3 protein-coding genes, 1 pseudogene and 1 riboswitch are annotated in these 2700 nt (G+C 38.5%); of the genes and pseudogenes, 3 read left to right on the top strand and 1 reads right to left on the bottom strand.

Annotation, left to right across the window (positions count from 1 at the left end; genetic code table 11):
- Nucleotides 1–19 precede the first annotated feature (19 nt).
- A riboswitch (FMN riboswitch) is annotated at nucleotides 20–156 on the bottom strand.
- A gap of 263 nt (nucleotides 157–419) precedes the next feature.
- The gene (gene pdxS / locus KMHG_RS11580; RefSeq protein ID WP_010289698.1) at nucleotides 420–1304 is read left to right on the top strand and encodes a pyridoxal 5'-phosphate synthase lyase subunit PdxS; all 885 of its coding nucleotides are present in this window, start codon (nucleotides 420–422) and stop codon (nucleotides 1302–1304) included.
- 1 nt (nucleotide 1305) lies between these two features.
- Nucleotides 1306–1869, top strand: coding sequence for a pyridoxal 5'-phosphate synthase glutaminase subunit PdxT (gene pdxT, locus KMHG_RS11575; protein ID WP_010289697.1), 564 nt, complete (start codon nucleotides 1306–1308; stop codon nucleotides 1867–1869).
- A 98-nt stretch (nucleotides 1870–1967) separates the two neighbouring features.
- On the opposite strand, the gene KMHG_RS17895 is transcribed toward pdxT, so the two are convergent.
- Nucleotides 1968–2282, bottom strand: a complete 315-nt coding sequence (locus KMHG_RS17895; protein WP_010289696.1) for an SOS response-associated peptidase — start codon at nucleotides 2280–2282, stop codon at nucleotides 1968–1970.
- A gap of 54 nt (nucleotides 2283–2336) precedes the next feature.
- Between KMHG_RS17895 and KMHG_RS17890 the strand changes: the two are divergent.
- Nucleotides 2337–2700: pseudogene (locus KMHG_RS17890) on the top strand (helix-turn-helix domain-containing protein); the annotation flags it as partial.

The following is a 2700-nucleotide window of genomic DNA, read 5'->3' as shown; positions in this document are numbered from 1 at the left end:
AAAAATTCAAAAAGATGCCAAATTCCTTCTCCCATCCAGACTTTAACTGTCGGCTTTGGATTCGCACCAAATCCTGCTCGTTATGAGCTCACGGGCTTAGAGATTATGCATCTCATCACCGTCGATTGGGAATTTCACCCGACCCCGAAGGAACATCATATTTAGTTTACTGTAATAACCTTATCACTATTTCCCTTTACAATCCATAAATTTCCACAGCAGTCTAGTAGATTTACTGATTTTACATTGATTTACCGCCGACATTTGGAAGTTTGTGCGCTAATAAAAAATCAGTTGAACAATTATTAAACCATAGAGTTCATATTATCTGACCATATAAATTTCTAAAAAATTGACTCTTTTAATACAGTCAATGTCCTACTATACTGGAAATCATAACAAGTTAGGAGGTTAATTTTATGAAACGGTTAGGTACTGAAAGAGTGAAACGTGGGATGGCAGAAATGCAAAAAGGCGGCGTCATTATGGATGTTGTGAATGCGGAACAGGCAAAAATTGCAGAAGCAGCTGGGGCTGTAGCTGTAATGGCATTAGAGCGAGTTCCTTCAGATATTCGTAAGGCTGGTGGAGTTGCACGTATGGCAGATCCTCGAATTATAGAAGAAGTGATGAATGCCGTGTCTATTCCGGTAATGGCAAAAGCACGTATTGGTCATATTGTTGAGGCACGAGTATTAGAATCAATGGGAGTAGATTACATAGATGAAAGTGAAGTATTAACACCAGCTGATGAGGAATTTCATTTATTAAAAAGCGATTATACGGTCCCATTTGTATGTGGTTGCCGTGATTTAGGTGAAGCAGCTCGCCGTATTGGAGAAGGGGCCTCAATGTTACGTACTAAAGGGGAACCGGGAACTGGAAATATTGTAGAAGCTGTTCGTCATATTCGTAAAGTAAATGCACAGGTACGTAGAGTAGTAGGTATGAGCATGGATGAGTTAATGTCAGAAGCAAAAATTTTAGGCGCACCATATGAATTATTAGTAGAAATTAAGAATTTAGGGCGCTTACCTGTTGTGAATTTTGCAGCTGGAGGAGTAGCAACACCGGCTGATGCAGCTTTAATGATGGAACTTGGTGCAGATGGAGTGTTTGTAGGATCAGGTATTTTTAAATCTGAGAATCCTGAAAAATTTGCACGAGCTATTGTCGACGCTACAACATACTATCAAGATTACAAATTAATTGCTGAAATCTCCAAAGAATTAGGTACACCGATGAAAGGAATCGATATTGCAACACTACCAACTGAAGAACGTATGCAAGAGCGAGGTTGGTAAGATGAAAAAGATTGGCGTCCTTGCCCTACAAGGTGCAATTAAAGAGCACATCAATCAAATTGAAGCGGTTGGCTGTGAGGCAATTGCTGTAAAGTCTGCTAACGATCTAAAAGATATTGACGGACTCATTTTACCTGGTGGAGAAAGTACAACGATGCGGAAATTATTAGATCGATTTAACTTAATGGAACCTATTCGCAATTTGGCAGAGCAAGGTTTACCGATGTTTGGTACTTGTGCAGGACTTATTTTACTAGCTGATAAAATTGTGGGTTATGACACTCCACATCTTGGTGTAATGAATGTTACTGTTGAGCGTAATTCATTTGGTCGCCAAGTGGATAGCTTTGAATGCAACTTAACGATTCCGAAGCTACAAAAAAGCGTTCCAGCAGTTTTTATTCGAGCGCCACATATCGTTTCTACTGGTGAAAATGTAGAAATACTAGCCAAACATGAAGATCGAATTGTTCTTGCAAAGGATAGAAACTTTTTAGGCTGTTCGTTTCATCCTGAATTAACGAAGGATGCTACGATTATGCAGTGTTTTGTTGATATGATATAGGCTCTTATTAAAAATACATTGCGAATTTACAATGATCGGATCAATGATTTAAAAAAAGTCTCTTACCGTTGTAAATTCGCATAATCCTGACACTACCATTAAACAACCTTTTGAATTAATTCCACTGAATTGTTCATAGGTGAGTTAACTTTAGTCGAGACCTCATACACCATCATTTCATCAGCTGCGTAAGGGATCAAAAGCGATTTTAGTTGATCTTTATCCTGAATCGACGGGTTTAACCATGTTGATTGATGCTCTTTAGGTAAGATTACAGGCATACGATCATGGATTTCCGCCATTAGTTCATTAGGTTCCGTTGTTAATATCGTGCATGTGTGAATGACTTGTCCATCAGGTGCCTTCCAAGATTCCCATAGACCAGCTACTCCAAATAAAGAATCATCCTTCATGAACTGCACCCCAATTGTTAGACACAATCTAACAATTGGAGGTGTGGTTTTTTTATGACGAAATTTACGAGCGCATTAAAATTAGCGATTGTACAGGGATTTAATCCAAATGAAATTTCACAAAGAGAGTATGCCTCTCAGATGTGTGTCACAAGATCCCAATTTCAATTTTGGTTGAGATTATATGAATTACATGGTGAAGAAGCGTTTCAAAATTCCTATACAAATTATCCTGTACCCTTTAAACTAAATGCACTTAATTATATGGTTCAATCCGGTGCATCACTGATGGAAACGGCAGCGCTCTTTAAAATTTCTAGTTATACAATGGTGTATTCTTGGAAAAAACAGATGGCGTCTGGTGGCCTAGAGGCCCTTGAACCAAAATCAAAGGGGCGTCCATCTATGAAAAAAGAAA

Origin of the sequence: Kurthia massiliensis, assembly GCF_000285555.1 — a bacterium.
Taxonomy (GTDB): domain Bacteria; phylum Bacillota; class Bacilli; order Bacillales_A; family Planococcaceae; genus Kurthia; species Kurthia massiliensis.
This window is presented reverse-complemented; position numbering and strand designations above follow the sequence as displayed.